This is a genomic window from Mesorhizobium sp. P2_D6, from assembly GCF_056404315.1.
In genome coordinates, this window is the sequence record NZ_JBFUEG010000012.1 from 78417 (window position 1) to 94528 (window position 16112).

A 16112-nucleotide genomic window follows, 5' to 3' on the forward strand; every position below is an offset into this window, starting at 1 on the left:
CAGAGGCGCGGCGGGATTTTATCCAAAAGCTGCTCAGGCGGCCTTGCGCTCGTCGCGCATCAGCGCCTTGCCATCGCGGATCTCGGTGCCGAGCACCTTCAGGCATTCGCGCATGAAGGCGGCAAGGCCGGGCCAGCCCTTGGCCGACACCAGATTGCCGTCGACATGGGCGCCGGTCGGCGCGACATCGATGTAGATGCCGCCTGCCAGCGTCACCTCCGGCTCGCAATATTGCAGCGCCGCGACTTCCCGGCCGCGCACCACGCCGTCGACCGCGATCAGGATCTGCACACCATGGCAGATGGTGAAGATCGGCTTGCCGGTCTCGTGGAAGTGCCTGACCAGCGCCTGCACCCTTTTGTCGATGCGGATATATTCGGGACCACGCCCGCCGGCAGCATAGACGGCATCATATTGCGCCGGATCGACCTCGGAAAACGTCTTGTTCAGGATGTAATCGTGGCCCAGCTTTTCGGTGTAGGTTTGGTGGCCCTCGAAATCATGCAGCGAGGTCTTCAATATATCGCCCGCCTTCTTGTCGGGACAGACGACGTGGACGGTGTGGCCAACCGCATGCATGGCCTGTTCAAAGACGAAAATCTCGTACTCCTCGCTGAACTCGCCAACGAGCATCAATATCTTCTTGCCTGCCATGCCGGTCTCCTCCCTTGCTGGCCATTATTTCGGATCACGAAATAATGGCCCTATCCTAAGGGCAGGCTCGCGAAAGGAAAAGCCCAAATCGCACAATTGGTCTGACCAGATTGAGTTTGCTAGACGTGAGTTGGACGGCACATCAGCGCATCCAGCGAGAAACAGCAACGTTGGTCCGACCACGAGGCGAGAAATCAGGCAGCGGCCCTGATCATATCCGCCGCCTTCTCGGCGATCATGATGGTCGGCGCATTGGTATTGCCGCCGATCAGTGTCGGCATCACCGAGGCGTCGACGACACGCAGCCCCTGTAGTCCGCGCACCTTAAGCTGCGGATCGACCACGGCCATCGCATCGACACCCATCTTGCAGGTGCCGACGGGGTGATAGATCGTGTCGGCGCGAGCGCGGATATGCGCCATCAGCTCGGCATCACTGGAAACGCCGGCGGTATAGATCTCCCTGTCGCGGTACTTTGCCAGCGCCGGCGCCTCCAATATGCCGCGCATCATCCTGGCCCCCTTGAGCAGCAGGTCCCCGTCCCGTTCGTCGGACAAAAAGCGCGGATCGATGCGCGGCGGCGCCAGCGGGTTCGGGCTCGACAGCCCGACCTCGCCGCGCGAATGCGGCCGAAGCACGCACACATGGCAAGAAAAGCCGTAGCCCAGATGCAGCTTGCGGCCATGATCGTCGACGATGGCGATGCAGAAATGCAGCTGCAGATCGGGCCTGTCCATCGCCGGATCGGATTTGAGGAAGGCGCCGCCTTCCGCATAGGGCGTGGCAATCATGCCGGTGCCGTTTCTGCGCCAGCGCACTATGTGCCTGACGAGGCCAGGCAGACCGCGCAGGCCGATGCCCATCATGTCGGCATTCTTCGACGTCCAGGCCAGGATGAAATCGAGATGGTCCTGCAGATTCTTGCCGACGCCGGGCAGTTCGTGGATGACCGGAATCCCGTGCATGGCAAGTTCGGCCGCCGGGCCAATGCCGGACAACAGCAGAAGCTGCGGCGAGCCGAAGGCGCCGCCGCAGACGATGACTTCGCGCCTGGCTTTCGCCACCGCTTCGCTGTTGCCCTTGCGATAGCGCACCCCGCTGGCGCGCTTGCCGTGGAGCACAATGCCGGTCGCATGCGCGCCGGTTATAACGGTCAGGTTCGGCCGGTTCATCGCCGGATGCAGATAGGCGGCGGCCGCCGAGCAGCGCTCGCCATTCCTGGCCCCGCCCCAGAACTGTGTGACCTGATAAAGCCCCGCCCCTTCCTGTTCCGGCCCGTTGAAATCGTCATTGCGGCGGATCTGGTTTTCGCCACAAGCCTCGACAAAGGCTTTTGAGATCGGCCGCGGCTCCTGCTGTTCGCCGACCCTGAGCGGCCCGTCGCCGCCATGCAGCGCGTCCGCGCCGCGCTGGTTGCCTTCGGCACGCCTGAAATAGGGCAGCACCTCGTTCCACGACCACCCCTGACAACCGAGGCCGGCCCATTCGTCATAGTCGCCACGGTGGCCGCGCGTGTAGAGCATGGCATTGATGGCGCTGGAGCCACCGAGCGCCTTGCCGCGCGGCTGGTAGCCCTTGCGACCGCCGAGCCCCTGCTGCGGCACCGTCTGCAATCCCCAATTGTTGATCTTCGGCCGGCCGGGCAGCAGTGCGATGATGCCTGCCGGCGCCCGGATGAGCAGGTTCCTGCCCTCGCCGCCCGCTTCGATCAGGCAGACGGTTTTCGACGCATCTTCCGAGAGCCGTGCGGCAAGCGTACAGCCGGCGGACCCGCCACCGGCGATGACATAGTCGAAATCCATGGCTTCCTCCCTGGCGTCCCGCGGATGTTTCCGTCTGGACAGCCAAGAGAAGGCTTGATTTCAGCCGATGTAAAGGCGGGTGGAATTACCGCCGCGTCAGCTGTTGCGAACGCGCCGCCAGGAATATTTTGGTCCCTTCGGCTCAGACGCTTCGGTCGGCTGGTAATACAGCCCGAGCCCGCCGATACGGCCTTCTTCAAGCCGCTTCAACAGCACTGGGTTCGATATTTCGAACTCGTCGAAGCCGAGCCGCAGCATATGCGGCAGCTGGTCGACGAGGACCTGCCCGGTGGCGCGGACGGCGCCCTCGAACTGGTAACGGCTGCGCAGCAGCTCACCCTTGGAGAAGGAGCGGCCGTCGTTGAAGGCTGGAAAGGCCAGCGCCACCAGCGACAGCTGGTCGAGCAGATCCACGATCTTTTCCAGCTGGTCGCCGGGCTGCAGCGCGACGCCAAGCCGCTCCTTGGCCGAACGCCGCACTTCGGCATCAAGGCCGAGAAACGCCTGCAGCGGCAGGATGAAGCGGCCATTGCCCGAAAGCGCCTCGGCGCTTTCGGCATGCGCCCACTCGTCCTCACGAAAACCCGTCGGGGTCCAGAGCCGGGTCTCCGGTGTCGTCTGTTCAGTCATCGAGAATTCCTAAAATTCAAACAGGCCAAGGATGTGTTGAGATTCAGGTCAGGCCGAGTCGAAAATGGTGGCTTCCGAGAACCGGAGCGGAGCGTACTTGAAGTACGTGAGCACCGGAAGCGCAGGAGGCCGCCATTTGCAGACCGGCCTCACCTGAATATCGGCATATCCTAAAGGGAAGCGTCGGTCAGCGACTTCTCCAACCCCGACAGATGGATGCCGCACTCGGTCTTGGCATGACCGGCCCAGCGGCCGCTGCGCGCATCCTCGCCCGGCTGCACCGGCTGCGTGCACGGGAAGCAGCCGATCGACAGATAGCCGTACGCGACCAGCGGATTTTCGCGCAGCGCATGAGCCCGCATATAGTCGGCCTGGTCGGACGTCGTCCAGTGCGCCAACGGGTTGATGCGCACGCGTGGGCCGACCGCCTCGAACACCGGCAATGCCGCCCGCGTCGAGGCCTGGAAGCGCTTGCGGCCGGTGAACCAGGCACGGAAGGGCGCCACGCCCCGCGCCAGCGGCTCGACCTTGCGCACGTCGCAGCAGGCATCGGTGTTGCTCTGGTGCAGATTGCCGGTCGGATCGATCCGTTCGAGCGCTGCCTCTTCCGGCTTGATCACCCTGATGTTGGTCAGCCCGAAATCGGCGGCGAGTGCGTCGCGATAGCCGAGCGTTTCCTCGAAATGCTTGCCGGTGTCGAGGAAGATGACCGGCAACGTGCGATCGACCTTGGCGATCATGTGCAACAGCACCGCCGAATCCGCGCCGAAGGACGAGACGGCGGCGATTTCGTCAAGAAAAAGCTCGCGGGTCGCGCGTTCGATGATCTCAAGCGGCTTCAGATGTCCGTACAGCGCATCGAAGCCCGCCGCCTTGGCGGCGATGCTGTCATCGACGTCGACGATACGGTCAAGCGGCCTTGGTTTCGCCAGCATAGAGCGCCTCCTTGAACGGCGCGGGACCGACACGGCGGTAGGCGTCGATGAATCTTTCACTGGGACTGAGCCGAAGGCCGAGATAGGTGTCGACGATCTGCTCGATGGCGTCGGTGATCTCTTCCGAAGAGAAGCCGCGGCCGATGATCTCGCCGACCGAGGTGTTCTCGTCGGCCGAGCCGCCAAGTGTCACCTGGTAGAGCTCGGAGCCCTTCTTCTCGACACCGAGAATGCCGATATGGCCGACGTGGTGGTGGCCGCAGGCATTGATGCAGCCGGAAATCTTGAGCTTCAATTCGCCGATCTCGCGCTGCCGCTCCAGCGAAGCAAAGCGAAGCGAAATCTCTTGCGCGATCGGGATCGAGCGCGCCGTCGCCAGCGCGCAATAGTCGAGGCCGGGGCAGGAAATGATATCGCTGATCAGATTGGAATTGGCTGTCGCCAGACCGATATCGACCAGCGCGTCATAGACCGCCTTCAAATCGGCGCGCGCCACATGCGGCAGGATGAGGTTCTGCTCATGGCTGACGCGCAGCTCGTCGAAGGCGTATTTCTCGGCGATGTCGGCAACAGCTTCCATCTGGCTGTCGGTGGCGTCACCCGGCACCTCGCCAATGCCCTTCAGCGAAATCGTCACCGCCGCATAGTCGGGATGGCGATGCGTCACGACATTCTGGTCGAGCCAGTCCGAGAAGCTCTTTGAATCCAACCGTGCAAGCTTGACCGCCGCGTCGCCTTCCGGCCGATCCACCAGCTGAGGTGGCGCGAAATAGGCGTCGATGGCGCGGATGTCGGCCTCCGGCAGTTTCAGCTCGGCGTCCTTCAATTCCTGCCATTCGGCCTCGACCTGGCGGGTGATTTCCTCGACGCCGGTCTCGTGCACCAGAATCTTGATGCGCGCCTTGTACTTGTTGTCGCGGCGGCCATAGAGGTTGTAAACGCGCAGGATCGCCGTGCAGTAGGACAGAAGATCGGCTTCCGGCAGGAAGTCGCGGATCTTCTTCGCCACCATCGGCGTGCGGCCCTGGCCACCGCCGACATAGACCGCAAAGCCAAGCTCGCCGGCGGCATTCTTCTTCAGGTGCAGGCCGATGTCATGCGTCTGGATGGCGGCGCGGTCGCGCTCGGCCCCGGTCACCGCGATCTTGAATTTTCTGGGCAGGAACGAGAATTCCGGATGCACCGACGACCATTGCCGCAGGATCTCGGCATAGGGGCGTGGATCGGCGACTTCGTCGGCGGCAGCGCCGGCGAAATGGTCGGCGGTGACATTGCGGATGCAATTGCCGCTGGTCTGGATGGCGTGCATCTCGACGCTGGCGAGATCGGCCAGGATCGCCGGAATGTCCGACAGCGCCGGCCAGTTGAACTGGATGTTCTGGCGCGTGGTGAAGTGGCCGTAGCCCTTGTCGTATTTGCGGGCGATGTGGCCGAGCATGCGCAACTGCTTGCCGTTCAGCGTGCCATAGGGCACCGCGATGCGTAGCATGTAGGCGTGCAGCTGCAGATAGACGCCGTTCATCAGCCTGAGCGGCCGGAACTGGTCCTCGGTGATCTCGCCGGACAGCCGGCGCTCGACCTGGTCGCTGAACTCGGCGACGCGGGCCTGGACAAAATCGTGGTCGAACTCATCGTAACGGTACATGCTTCGTCTTTCAGGGCGCGTCCGCCCGTATTTTGTTACGCTGCCCGCGCAGCCTGCTTGCCCAGGTCTTCGCGGATGGTGGGGCCGGCGGCGCGGATCTTTTCGCGCAGCCGCACCGGCTCGACGACGCCATTGACGACCTCAGCGTCGATCAGGTTGACGTCGACCACTTCATTGTCGGTATAGGCCTTGGCGCCGATCGCCTCGAGCCGATCTTCGGCCGCCTTGTCACGGGCGAGATCGGCGTGGTCCACCGTCTCGGCCCAGCCGCCATCGGCGTACCAGACAGCGATGCCGTCGGTGAGGCGGTTTGCGGTCAATATCTTCATGGTTCGACCTCTGCGGCGGCCGCGTTGGCGGCGCTCTCATGACTATGTGCCGCCAGCGGCTCGGAACGTTCAAAGTTGGCGCCGGCAACCGCGTCACCAATGATGGTCATCACCGGGCCGGTCAGATCGGCGCGCGCCTCCAGCGACGGCAGGTCGGCCAGCGTGCCGTGGAAACGGCGGCGGTTCTGCAGGCTGGCATTCTCGACCACGGCGACCGCCGTATCCGGCGACAGGCCGGCCTCGATCAGCCGCCCCGCAACCTCGGCAGCGACCGACCGGCCCATATAGACGGCGACGGTGGCGCCGGAGATGGCGAGCTTGGCCCAGTCCGGCAGCGAATTGCCTTTGAGATCGTGCCCGGTGGTGAACACCATCGACGAAGACACGCCACGCAGCGTCAGCGGCAGTTCGAAATCGGCGGCGGCAGCGAAAGCGGCGGTGACGCCGGGGACCACGTCATAGGCGATGCCGGCATCGCGCAGTGCCGCCATCTCCTCGCCGGCGCGGCCAAACACCAGCGGGTCGCCCGACTTCAGCCGCACGACGCGCTTGCCGGCTTGGCCGAGCTCGACCAGCAGCGTGTTGATCTCGGCCTGGCTCTTGGTGTGGCAGCCCTTGCGTTTTCCCACCGGCAGCCGCTCGGCGTCGCGGCGACCCATGGCGACGATCGCCTCCGGCACCAGCGCGTCATAGACGATGACGTCGGCTTCCATCAGCAAGCGATGCGCCCTCAGCGTCAAAAGATCCTCGGCGCCAGGCCCGGCGCCGACCAGGGCGATATGGCCTGCAGCCGGCGCCTTCGACAGCAATAGATCGACGGCGGCGTCGTGCGCCTGCGAAAGCTCGCCGGCTTCGACAGCGCGCGCCGGTGTGCCCTGGAAAAAACTGCTCCAGAACTCACGGCGCGCATTGCCTTTCGGCAGCAGCTTTTCGGCTGCACCCCGGAACGAGGCGGCAAGCGTTGCCAGCGGCCCGAGCGAGGGCGCCAGCATGCGGTCGATGCGGCTGCGCAGCATCTGCGCCAGCACAGGCCCAGCACCCTCGGTGCCGATGGCGATGGCGACCGGTGCACGGTTGACCAGCGCCGGGGTGAAGAAATCGCAGAGCTCCGGCCGGTCGACGGCATTGACCGGAATGCCAAGCCGGCGCGCATCCTCGGCCACGCGGCGGTCGAGCGCCTCATCGCCGCTGGCGGCAAACACCATGACCGCGCCTTCGAGATGCGCTGCATCGTAGGGGACGGCAATGTGGATGGCGCCGGTCACGGCGATGAAGCTCAGCAATTCGGTGTCGGCAGTTTCAGCGATGATGCGCAATGCAGCGCTCGACTGATCGAGCAGCCGCGCCTTGGCCAAAGCCTCGCCGCCGCCGCCGACGATGGCCACGGCTTCGCCTTCGACCCGCAGGAAGACGGGGAAAGCGTTGAGCTTGGGATTGGCCTGCGGCATGACGAACAGATTCCGGAACAAGGTGGCAGTTTTACGCGCGGGCGTGAAAAAGCTGAAGGAACCCACTCGCGCATCCCCTGACAGGAGGCAATCGGTTTTCCGCAAGCCAGAAGGCCAAGAGAAAAATATTCCATATCCGCACATCGAGCGGATTCAAGCCGCTGCCGCAGGCCTTGTTCTGCGGCTCTTTTATCCCTGAGTTGTCCGAGCCGCAAAATTGTTTTTTCTAAATTCTACCAATTTAGTAGATTAAAGCCGTCGGTGGTACAGCCCTTCGCTGAGGCCGTTGAGTTGCCGCAGACAGGGGCAGGTGCTGGCCCCCCGTCGAACAGTGGAACGTTCCCGCTCCGCCGTGCGTTCTGACCCTGCCGAAGCAGACAATCGTCGGCTGGATTTGAAACCTTCAAGCAGGAGCGCGCAATGAACAAGATCAACCTGAAACACGGCCTTCTGGTCATGGTGGCCGATGGCGAGAAAGCGCTGTTCCTCAAGAATGAGGGCGACAATCTCTACCCGAACCTGCAGCTCTTCCAGGAGATGAAACAGGACAATCCGGCGACGCGCGAGCAAGGCAGCGACAGCCCCGGCCGCTACAATGACGGCGCATCCGGCAACCGCAGCACGGGCGAGGATACCGACTGGCACCGGCAGGGCAAGGAACGCTTCGCCGAGGAGATCGCCGACCGACTTTACAAGTTCGCCCATAACGGCATCTTCGACAACATCGTGCTGATTGCGCCACCCCTGGTGCTCGGCACGATGCGCAAGAAATTGCACAAGGAAGTCACCGACAAGGTGCAGGCCGAGATACCAAAGACATTGACCAACCATGCCGTGATCGACATCGAGGCCATGCTGCAAGCGGCCTGACACCCAGCCGGGTTGCCCATCCGACATCCGCTATCAGGCGCGCGCAGCGGTTCTGCTGCGCGCGCCCTTGGTTTTTCAGCACCTCTGGCCAGCAATTTCCGGCTTGCGGGTTGCATCGCCGGCGCACCCTCCACCATATTGGAAAAGGCGGCGGCTTCGGGCGGCGCACACCCGACATCACGGTTCTTGAAAGGCGCTCCATAGACAATGCCGCATGACACGCCCCTTATCGCCACCATCGTCGCCGGTCTGGGGCTGGCATTCATCTTCGGGGCGCTCGCCAACCGTTTTCGCATCCCGCCGCTGGTCGGCTATCTCGTCGCCGGCGTGCTGGTCGGGCCGAACACGCCAGGCTTCGTCGCCGATGCGGGCCTTGCCAATGAGCTGGCCGAAATCGGCGTCATCCTGCTCATGTTCGGCGTCGGCCTGCATTTCTCGCTGAAGGACCTGCTGTCGGTCCGCGCCATCGCCGTGCCCGGCGCCATCGTCCAGATCGGCTTTGCCACAGCGCTCGGAGCCGGCCTTGCCTGGATGCTCGGCTGGTCGATGGGCGCCGGCCTGGTCTTCGGCCTGGCGCTCTCCGTCGCGTCCACCGTGGTGCTGTTGCGCGCGCTTCAGGAGCGGCGGCTGATCGAGACCGAGCGCGGCCGCATCGCCGTCGGCTGGCTGATCGTCGAGGATCTGGCCATGGTGCTGGCGCTGGTGTTGCTGCCCGCCCTTGCCGGCGTGCTTGGCGGCCAGCCGCAGGTCGATGACCATGCAAGCCTGCTATCGCTTCCTGCCAGCTACGGCATCTGGGGCGTCGTCGGCCTCACCCTGGCCAAGGTCGTCGCCTTCGTCGTCGTCATGCTGGTCGTCGGCGGCAGGGTCATTCCGTGGATCCTGCACTATGTCGCCCATACCGGCTCGCGCGAGCTGTTCCGGCTGGCGGTGCTGGCGATCGCGCTTGGCGTCGCCTTCGGGGCCGCCAAACTGTTCGGCGTCTCGCTGGCGCTCGGCGCCTTCTTCGCCGGCATGATCATGAGTGAATCCGAACTCAGCCACCGCGCGGCCGAAGAATCGCTGCCGCTGCGCGACGCCTTCTCGGTGCTGTTCTTCGTCTCGGTCGGCATGCTGTTCGACCCATTCAGCCTGATGAGCAATGGCTGGCCGATCCTGGCGACGCTGGCCATCATCGTCATCGGCAAGTCGCTGGCCGCCTTCGTCATCGTCATCGCCTTCCGCTATCCGCTGGCGACCGCCTTGATGATCTCGGCCAGTCTTGCCCAGATCGGCGAGTTCTCCTTCATCCTGGCCGAGCTCGGCGTCGGACTGAAGCTGTTGCCCGAACAGGGACGCGACCTGATCCTGGCCGGCGCCATCCTGTCGATCCTCGTCAATCCGCTGATGTTCCTCGCCCTCGACTGGATGAAGCCATGGCTGGACGCGCGTGCCGCCAGGGCAGCGTCGCCGGAAGAGGCCAATCCGGTCGGCCCGGCGACGCAACCGGGACAAGTGGCCTCGGTCGCCACCGTGGCCAAAGAGGATGGCCAGCCGCCGAGCACGGCACTTTCCGGCCATACCATCCTGATCGGCTACGGCCGTGTCGGCAGCCTGGTGGGTGCCGCGCTGAAACAGGCGGCGCTGCCCTTCCTGGTCATCGAGGACGCCGACAAGACGCTGGCCAGGCTGAGAGAGGACGGCGTCGAAATTGTCTCGGGCAATGCGGCCAACGCAGGCGTGTTTGCCGCCGCCAATCCGCGAGGTGCCAAACGATTGATCCTTGCCATTCCCAACGCTTTCGAGGCCGGGCAGATCGTGCTCAGGGCACGCGCCGCCAATCCCGACATCAATGTCATCGCGCGCGCCCATTCCGACGCCGAGGTCGAGCATCTCAAGGGGCTCGGCGCCGACACCGTCATCATGGGCGAGCGCGAAATCGCCCGCGGCATCGTGGAAGAGGTGCTGCGGCAAAAGCCGATGCCGCGCCCCGACGCCATTGAACCCTCCCCGGCCTGAGGTTTGCCCATAGGCGCGCGTTGATTACGCCACGAATGCAGAGCCGCCATTTTGCGCGACGCTGCTGAGGTACTTTGCCGGGGGCTTGCCAAGGGCCTTCTTGAACATGGTGATGAAGGCTGTGACGGAGCCATAGCCGAGATCGCCCGAAACCTGCTGCACGCTGGCGCCGGCGGCCAGCTCGCGTATGGCGACGATCAAATGCAGTTGCTGACGCCAGCGGCCGAAGCTCAGGCCGGTCTCCTTTACCACGAGACGGGCGAGGCTGCTCTCTGAGAGCGCAACGCGGCTGGCCCATTCCGCCAGCGTGCTGCGGTCGGCAGGGTCCTGCGCCAACGCTTCGGCGATCCGCTGCAAACGCGGCTCGGCGGAAATCGGCAGATGCAGCTGCTGAACCGGCATATCAGGCAGTTCGGCAAGCAGGACGCTTCCCAGGAAGGCGCACCTTGCATCGTCCGGCGCGCAGTCCGACAGCTCGATGATCAGTTCGCGCAGCAGCGGCGAAATCGACAGCGTGCAGCACCGGTCCGGCAGATCGGCAGCCCCCGGCTCGATGTAGACGAAGAAAATCCGCGCATTGGCCGTCGCGATGTTGCTGTGTTCCATACTGCCGGGAATCCACACCCCGCAATGCGGCGGCACCATCCACAGGCCGCTGGGGACGCGGCATGTGACGCCACCGCCGAGTGCGAAGACGAGCTGGCCCTTGCGGTGCCAATGGGCAGCCACTTCCGCTTTGGTTTCGGTGACGTCGACACGCACCGCAATTGCCGGCGCGACGGCGTCATCGACATCGAAATTGATCCAGGGGTAGCGTAGAGGCTGTCTCATGATTGACGGCTTTTAGCGACTATTCGCCATGATAGCTAAATTCTTTGGCCGAGGAAATCGATAGGTTCCGGTTTGTGGCTAGCCGTCCACAAACCAGCAGGAAGGTTCCCATGCGCGCCCTCGTTATGTCTCCCGACAGCACCACCGGGCTCAGGCTCGCCGAGGTCGAGGACCCTCGGCCTCACGCCAACGAAGCGCTTGTCTGCGTCCACGCGACCTCGTTGAACCGCGGCGAATTACGCCTGCTCACCATACGCCCGGATGGCTGGATACCTGGTCAGGACGTGGTTGGAATTGTCGAACAGGCAGCTGCCGATGGCTCCGGGCCAGCCGTCGGCGCCCGGGTTGCGGCTTTGGTCGACGAAGCCGGCTGGGCCGAACGTGTCGCCGTTCCGACAGACCGTCTTGCAGTCGTACCGGATGAGGTCAGCGTCGCTTCTGCGGCCACGCTTCCGGTCGCGGGCACGACGGCGCTGCGGACCCTGCGCCATAGCGGTGAACTCGCCGGCCAGCAGGTATTGATCACCGGCGCCAGTGGTGCGGTCGGGCGTTTCCAGATCCAGATCGCCCGCGAGCAAGGCGCCGTGGTGACCGCCATCGCCGCCGCCCGGCATGCCGAGGATCTTCGTGCCCTTGGAGCTCAAGACGTCGTCGATTCGATCGAACTAGCCAAGGGACCGTTCTCGCTCATCACCGAGTCGGTCGGCGGTCAAAGCCTCGCCCATGCCATCGACCGCGTCGCACCCGGCGGCACCATCATCATGTTCGGGTCGAGCAGCGGCGAACTGACGCCGGTCGGCTTCAGACAGTTCGTTCCCGGCCATGAGGGGGCGCGGCTTCAGACCTTCGCCTACTACACATCAGGGTCAGGCATCGGCGCCGATATCGCCGCGCTGCTCGCTCTGGTCGCGGCTGGTCGGCTGGAGACCCGCGTGTCCCTGACCCTGCCGTGGACAGACATAGCGCAAGCCCTGGACGCCCTGCGACAGCGCAGCTTCAGCGGCAAGGCGGTTCTCACCATAGTCTGAAGTCAGCGCTCAGACGTGCTGGCCGCCATTGATGTGGATTTCCGAGCCGGTCACATAGGAGGCCTGCTGCGAGCACAGGAAGTAGATGATGTCGGCGACTTCCGCCGTGGCGCCAAGGCGCCTGAGCGGGATGGTCTCGACGATCTTGTCGGTGCCCGGCGACAGGATCGCGGTGTCGATCTCGCCGGGAGCAATCGCATTGACGCGGATGCCGTGCGGCCCGAAATCATGCGCCATTTCGCGCGTCAGCGAGCCAAGCGCGGCCTTCGACGTCGCATAGGCGGTGCCGGCGAAAGGATGCACGCGGGTACCGGCGATCGAGGTGACGTTGACGATCGAGCCCTTGGCCGCAGCCAGTTCCTTGAACAAGCCCCGCGCCAGCATGATCGGTGCGAAAAAATTGACCTGGAACACGTCGCGCCAGACATGCATCGGCGTGTCGATCGAATTCATCCGGCTGTTGCCGTCCTTCAGCTTGGGCGAGATGCCGGCATTGTTAACCAGCGCGTGCAGTTGGCCGCCATGCGCTTCGAGCCGATGGCGTATCTCCGACACGGCGATGCCGACATCTTCCTGGTCGGCGAGATCGACCTTGATGTGGTCTTCCGGACCGGCCGGCCACGGGCAGTCCTCGGCAAAGGCCTGACGCGAACAGGTGATGACCCGCCAGCCCTCACGCGAAAAGCGCTTGACCGTGGCATGGCCGATGCCGCGGCTAGCGCCGGTCAGCACGATGGTTTTTCTGGTGTCGGTCTCGGCCATGTCGCTGTCTCCAGCGGGACATGTAGCGGAACGCGGTTGGCGTGGCGAGTGGCGAGTTGACGCTCAGCCGCCGCCGAGAATGTCGAGGATCGACGTCTTGCGCTTCTTGGTCGGGCCGCCGACGCTGCCGGGCGGCACCGGATGCTTGATCGAGGCGGTGGTGCCGCCGTCGCCGGGCATGTCGAAGCCGTCGGCATCGACCGTTTCGGCCGGACGGCGCACCGGCGCTTGTGCCGGTACAGCAGCAGGCGCCGGAGCGGCAGCGGGCTCCGAACGGCCGACGGCCACGGTGGGCTGCGGCGGCGCCTGGTTGTTGTCGACTGACGGAATATCGTCTGGGACGATGGTATCGGGCGGCGTCGACTTCCAAGTGCCGGGCAGCGGCCGGACCGGCACGCCTTCATGCGCGGCGACCATGAATTCGTGCCAGGCCTGTGCCGGCAGCGCGCCGCCGGTGACCTTCTTCATCGGGCCGCCGTCATCATTGCCGAACCACACGCCGGTGGTGAGGTTTGCGGTGTAGCCGACGAACCAGGCGTCGCGTGAATTCTGGCTGGTGCCGGTCTTGCCGGCCGACGGCCAGGCAAAGGCCGCCTTCTTGGCCGTACCGGTCTCGACCGTGCCGGTCATCATCGAGTTCATCATGCCGACGATCTCTTGTTTGACGACGCGCGGCGCACCGCCACCACTGTCGTCATAGAGCACCTTGCCTTCGGTCGTGGTGATGCGGCGGATGAAGTGGATGTCCGGCTTGTAGCCGCCATTGGCGAACGGCACATAGGCCGATGTCAGCTCCAGCGGCGTCACTTCCGAGGTGCCGAGCGCGATCGAGGTGTTGGCCGTCAATTCCGACTGGATGCCCATGCGGTGTGCCGCCTCGACCACCGCGTCGGGGCCGACCTCCATGGTCAGCTGTGCCGCGACCGAATTCAGCGACTTCGCCAAGGCGGTCGCCAGCGTCACCTTGCCGAAATACTTGCCGCCGTAATTGTCCGGCGTCCACTTGCCGATCTTGATCGGCGCGTCGTTGCGCACGCTGTCGGGCGTGCGGCCGGCCTCGAGCGCGGCCATATAGACGAACGGCTTGAATGCCGAGCCCGGCTGGCGGCGCGCTTCCGAGGCGCGGTCGAACTGGCTGGTCGAATAGTCATAGCCGCCGACCATGGCGCGCACCGCGCCGGAATTGTCGATCGACACAAGCGCGCCCTGGCTGACATTGAGTTTCTTGCCGCTGTCGTCGATTAGCCGGCGGATCGACTGTTCGGCGAGCTTCTGCAGGTTGAGGTCGACCGTGGTGTCGACGACGATATCGCTGCGCACGTCACCGATCAGATCGGGCAGTTCTTCCATGATGGTGTCGGCGACATAGTTTTCCGAGCCGGTCCAGTAAGACGGCGCGCGCGTTGCCGGCGCGCTCATCGCCGAGGTCAGTTCCTTGGCGCTGATCTTGCCTTCGTCGCGCATGGCGGCGAGCACCAGCTGCGAGCGCTGTTCCGCCGCCTTGGGATCGCGTGCCGGCGACAGCCGCGACGGCGCCTTCAACAGGCCGGCGAGAAGGGCCGCCTCCGAAAGCGTGACATCGCGCGCACTCTTGCCGAAATAGCGGCGCGAGGCCGCCTCGACGCCATAGGCGCCGGAGCCGAAATAGACCCGGTTGAGGTACATTTCGAGGATCTGGTCCTTGGTGTGCTTGTGCTCCAGCCACAGCGACAGCAGCACTTCCTGCACCTTGCGCTCCAGCGTGCGGTCGGGCTTCAGGAACAGGTTCTTGGCCAGCTGCTGGGTCAGCGTCGAGCCGCCTTGCGAGAAATGGCCGCCAAGCACATTGGTCACCATGGCGCGCGACAGGCCGATCGGGTCGATGCCGAAATGCGAATAGAAGCGGCGGTCCTCGATGGCGATGACGGCCTCGGGAATATAGGGCGACATTTCGTGCAGGCCGACCGCCTCGCCGCCGCTCATACCTCTGTTGGCAAGCAGCTGGCCGTCGACCGAGACGATCTTGATGTTGGGGGCGCGGTCGGGGATCGACCAGGTGGTGGCCGCCGGCATCTTGGCGCCGTAATAGACGACAATGCCGGCCACTGCGATGCCGCCCCAGATGCAGAGCACGAAGCACCAGTAGAGCATCCGGGCCATCACGCCGAACAGGCCGCGCCGGGGTTTGCCGCGCCGGCCGCGCGACGACTTCGCCTTCGACGATTTGCGTTTGGCGGAGGCTTTGCGGTTGCTCGGCACGACGCGGTCCTCCTCGCTCACCGAAAGACCCGGCTGGGATCGCGCCTGCGGCGGTCCCTCGAAACTGGGCTCGATGCGGCTGTCTCTGCGGTTCGCCATGCCTGCGCTGTCTTCCCGGTGCCAATGGCGCTCGGGTTGAAGGGTAGATGCGGCGGTTTAAGGGCGCGTTAAAGCAGGGCTCGTGCAGGCCGTTGAAATTCCTTACGAAATTCTTAATTCGTTACCGCGCGTTACCGCTGCCGTTTACCGCTCTGTTCACTGCCCTTGACGCGCGCGTCAGCAAAGCGGTCGGCGGCCTGATGTCGATGATCTCGACCTCATCGCGTCAAGCGCGAGACCGGCAAGCAGACCGAGGCCTGTTCGCCCGGGACGGCAAATATGTCGGCAAGGCCGTTATCGCCACCGGGCGCGCAATCAAGGAACGGCTTTGGCACCGGATAGAGCGCGATCGCACGGCTCAGCCGGCCGGTGTCCGACCGCGGTGGCCGATGGAGACGTCGAATGGGTGAAGCAGGTATCACCCGCGCGCAGAGTATATTAGCGATCGGGAACATACTGCTCCTGCGGGCGTTTATCGGGTGATCGGCCCTCTGGGAGGTTGCTATGCGAAAACTGTTACTTGCTTCGGTGATTGCCATCGCCTCCGCCGCAGCCACGGTCGTGCCTGCGGATGCACATGGCATCGGCTTTTTTGGTCCCTTCGGCGGCTTTGGTCCGTTCGGCGGTGGCCCCTTCTATGGCGGTGGCCCCTTCTACGGCGGCGGCCCGTTTTACGACTATGGCGGCCGCTATTACGGCCCCCGCTATCCCGGCTACGTGGCCCGCTACCCGCACCGCTACTATTACCGGCATCATCGTCATTGCCACGTGAAGTGGGTGAGGCACTGGCACCATCACCACCGGGTGCTGGAACGAGTTCGGGTTTGCCGGTACTGAGCCTTT

16 protein-coding genes are annotated in these 16112 nt (G+C 64.3%); 6 read left to right on the forward strand and 10 right to left on the reverse strand.

Features of this window, described 5'->3' with window-relative positions; translation table 11 throughout:
* Positions 1-33: 33 nt before the first annotated feature.
* From AC1D1L_RS23475 to cysG, 7 genes are all read right to left on the reverse strand, one after another.
* Positions 34-654, reverse strand: coding sequence for a DJ-1/PfpI family protein (locus tag AC1D1L_RS23475; protein ID WP_142868981.1), 621 nt, complete (start codon positions 652-654; stop codon positions 34-36).
* A gap of 194 nt (positions 655-848) precedes the next feature.
* Positions 849-2456, reverse strand: a complete 1608-nt coding sequence (locus AC1D1L_RS23480; protein WP_477343825.1) for a GMC family oxidoreductase — start codon at positions 2454-2456, stop codon at positions 849-851.
* A 96-nt stretch (positions 2457-2552) separates the two neighbouring features.
* Positions 2553-3086, reverse strand: a complete 534-nt coding sequence (locus tag AC1D1L_RS23485; protein WP_477343826.1) for a DUF934 domain-containing protein — start codon at positions 3084-3086, stop codon at positions 2553-2555.
* Between the two features lie 170 nt (positions 3087-3256).
* Positions 3257-4021 carry a phosphoadenylyl-sulfate reductase gene (locus AC1D1L_RS23490; protein WP_352559683.1) on the reverse strand — a complete coding sequence of 255 codons (765 nt, stop codon included), beginning with the start codon at positions 4019-4021 and terminating at the stop codon, positions 3257-3259.
* Positions 3996-5666: a nitrite/sulfite reductase gene (locus AC1D1L_RS23495; protein WP_112562728.1), complete on the reverse strand. Its 1671-nt coding sequence runs from the start codon at positions 5664-5666 to the stop codon at positions 3996-3998. The genes AC1D1L_RS23490 and AC1D1L_RS23495 overlap by 26 nt, the downstream gene beginning before the upstream one ends.
* Before the next feature lie 35 nt (positions 5667-5701).
* Positions 5702-5995 (reverse strand): DUF2849 domain-containing protein, encoded by a 294-nt coding sequence (locus AC1D1L_RS23500; RefSeq protein ID WP_477343827.1) that lies wholly within the window; start codon positions 5993-5995, stop codon positions 5702-5704.
* Complete coding sequence (cysG, locus tag AC1D1L_RS23505) at positions 5992-7443, reverse strand: siroheme synthase CysG (protein WP_477343829.1); 1452 nt, start codon at positions 7441-7443, stop codon at positions 5992-5994. The genes AC1D1L_RS23500 and cysG overlap by 4 nt, the downstream gene beginning before the upstream one ends.
* On the opposite strand from cysG, the gene AC1D1L_RS23510 reads away from it, so the two are divergent.
* From AC1D1L_RS23510 to AC1D1L_RS23520, 3 genes are all read left to right on the forward strand, one after another.
* Positions 7442-7642: a hypothetical protein gene (locus tag AC1D1L_RS23510; RefSeq protein ID WP_477343830.1), complete on the forward strand. Its 201-nt coding sequence runs from the start codon at positions 7442-7444 to the stop codon at positions 7640-7642. The two genes, cysG and AC1D1L_RS23510, sit on opposite strands and share 2 nt — an antisense overlap.
* A gap of 221 nt (positions 7643-7863) precedes the next feature.
* The gene (locus tag AC1D1L_RS23515) at positions 7864-8313 is read left to right on the forward strand and encodes a host attachment family protein (RefSeq protein ID WP_352585682.1); all 450 of its coding nucleotides are present in this window, start codon (positions 7864-7866) and stop codon (positions 8311-8313) included.
* 207 nt (positions 8314-8520) lie between these two features.
* Entirely contained in the window at positions 8521-10311 is a 1791-nt protein-coding gene (locus tag AC1D1L_RS23520) for a cation:proton antiporter domain-containing protein (RefSeq protein WP_477343832.1), read from the forward strand.
* A gap of 24 nt (positions 10312-10335) precedes the next feature.
* Here the strand turns inward: AC1D1L_RS23520 and AC1D1L_RS23525 are convergent, their stop codons facing one another.
* Positions 10336-11142: an AraC family transcriptional regulator gene (locus AC1D1L_RS23525; RefSeq protein WP_352585679.1), complete on the reverse strand. Its 807-nt coding sequence runs from the start codon at positions 11140-11142 to the stop codon at positions 10336-10338.
* Between the two features lie 110 nt (positions 11143-11252).
* On the opposite strand from AC1D1L_RS23525, the gene AC1D1L_RS23530 reads away from it, so the two are divergent.
* Positions 11253-12170 carry a zinc-binding dehydrogenase gene (locus AC1D1L_RS23530; protein ID WP_477343833.1) on the forward strand — a complete coding sequence of 306 codons (918 nt, stop codon included), beginning with the start codon at positions 11253-11255 and terminating at the stop codon, positions 12168-12170.
* Positions 12171-12179: 9 nt separating this feature from the next.
* On the opposite strand, the gene AC1D1L_RS23535 is transcribed toward AC1D1L_RS23530, so the two are convergent.
* Positions 12180-12932 (reverse strand): SDR family NAD(P)-dependent oxidoreductase, encoded by a 753-nt coding sequence (locus tag AC1D1L_RS23535; protein ID WP_192259182.1) that lies wholly within the window; start codon positions 12930-12932, stop codon positions 12180-12182.
* 63 nt (positions 12933-12995) lie between these two features.
* Positions 12996-15269 carry a transglycosylase domain-containing protein gene (locus AC1D1L_RS23540; RefSeq protein WP_477343834.1) on the reverse strand — a complete coding sequence of 758 codons (2274 nt, stop codon included), beginning with the start codon at positions 15267-15269 and terminating at the stop codon, positions 12996-12998.
* Positions 15270-15316: 47 nt separating this feature from the next.
* On the opposite strand from AC1D1L_RS23540, the gene AC1D1L_RS23545 reads away from it, so the two are divergent.
* Complete coding sequence (locus tag AC1D1L_RS23545) at positions 15317-15679, forward strand: hypothetical protein (RefSeq protein ID WP_477343835.1); 363 nt, start codon at positions 15317-15319, stop codon at positions 15677-15679.
* Between the two features lie 94 nt (positions 15680-15773).
* Positions 15774-16106, forward strand: coding sequence for a hypothetical protein (locus AC1D1L_RS23550; protein WP_477343836.1), 333 nt, complete (start codon positions 15774-15776; stop codon positions 16104-16106).
* Positions 16107-16112: the final 6 nt, after the last annotated feature.

Coding starts and splice junctions, on each gene's coding strand:
- cysG (WP_477343829.1), bottom strand. CDS start 7,443: ATGCCGCAGGCCAATCCCAAGCTCAACGCTTTCCCCGTCTTCCTGCGG.
- AC1D1L_RS23550 (WP_477343836.1), top strand. CDS start 15,774: ATGCGAAAACTGTTACTTGCTTCGGTGATTGCCATCGCCTCCGCCGCA.
- AC1D1L_RS23500 (WP_477343827.1), bottom strand. CDS start 5,995: ATGAAGATATTGACCGCAAACCGCCTCACCGACGGCATCGCTGTCTGG.
- AC1D1L_RS23525 (WP_352585679.1), bottom strand. CDS start 11,142: ATGAGACAGCCTCTACGCTACCCCTGGATCAATTTCGATGTCGATGAC.
- AC1D1L_RS23485 (WP_477343826.1), bottom strand. CDS start 3,086: ATGACTGAACAGACGACACCGGAGACCCGGCTCTGGACCCCGACGGGT.
- AC1D1L_RS23475 (WP_142868981.1), bottom strand. CDS start 654: ATGGCAGGCAAGAAGATATTGATGCTCGTTGGCGAGTTCAGCGAGGAG.
- AC1D1L_RS23490 (WP_352559683.1), bottom strand. CDS start 4,021: ATGCTGGCGAAACCAAGGCCGCTTGACCGTATCGTCGACGTCGATGAC.
- AC1D1L_RS23495 (WP_112562728.1), bottom strand. CDS start 5,666: ATGTACCGTTACGATGAGTTCGACCACGATTTTGTCCAGGCCCGCGTC.
- AC1D1L_RS23530 (WP_477343833.1), top strand. CDS start 11,253: ATGCGCGCCCTCGTTATGTCTCCCGACAGCACCACCGGGCTCAGGCTC.
- AC1D1L_RS23480 (WP_477343825.1), bottom strand. CDS start 2,456: ATGGATTTCGACTATGTCATCGCCGGTGGCGGGTCCGCCGGCTGTACG.
- AC1D1L_RS23520 (WP_477343832.1), top strand. CDS start 8,521: ATGCCGCATGACACGCCCCTTATCGCCACCATCGTCGCCGGTCTGGGG.
- AC1D1L_RS23515 (WP_352585682.1), top strand. CDS start 7,864: ATGAACAAGATCAACCTGAAACACGGCCTTCTGGTCATGGTGGCCGAT.
- AC1D1L_RS23545 (WP_477343835.1), top strand. CDS start 15,317: ATGCGGCGGTTTAAGGGCGCGTTAAAGCAGGGCTCGTGCAGGCCGTTG.
- AC1D1L_RS23510 (WP_477343830.1), top strand. CDS start 7,442: ATGACGAACAGATTCCGGAACAAGGTGGCAGTTTTACGCGCGGGCGTG.
- AC1D1L_RS23535 (WP_192259182.1), bottom strand. CDS start 12,932: ATGGCCGAGACCGACACCAGAAAAACCATCGTGCTGACCGGCGCTAGC.
- AC1D1L_RS23540 (WP_477343834.1), bottom strand. CDS start 15,269: ATGGCGAACCGCAGAGACAGCCGCATCGAGCCCAGTTTCGAGGGACCG.